General features: G+C 41.2%; 1 pseudogene. It reads right to left on the reverse strand.

From position 1 onward, the window contains the following. Positions 1-260 (reverse strand): annotated as a pseudogene (locus V0R37_RS22605) (hypothetical protein); the annotation flags it as partial.

The following is a 260-nucleotide window of genomic DNA, read 5'->3' on the forward strand; positions in this document are numbered from 1 at the left end:
TAGACAGGCGTCCTTAACATAAGATTGATATTCATCACGGCATTCGACAAGGGAATTAACCCCGATAGGATCCCACTCCTCCCACAGGAAATTGTCTACGATATCAATTAACGGTTCGGTGATTGAATACGTATTTTGAAGCTGGTCAATATGATGCTGGAAGACCCGTTCCATTCCTAGTATGTGAAATGAATGTAACGGTTGTTTATCAACGAAATAAAAGGCCTGGTTATCCAAAGTAACTGATTCACCTGAGAACC

Origin of the sequence: Pollutimonas rozaliensis, assembly GCF_048751585.1 — a bacterium.
Classification (GTDB): Bacteria; Pseudomonadota; Gammaproteobacteria; order Burkholderiales; family Burkholderiaceae_B.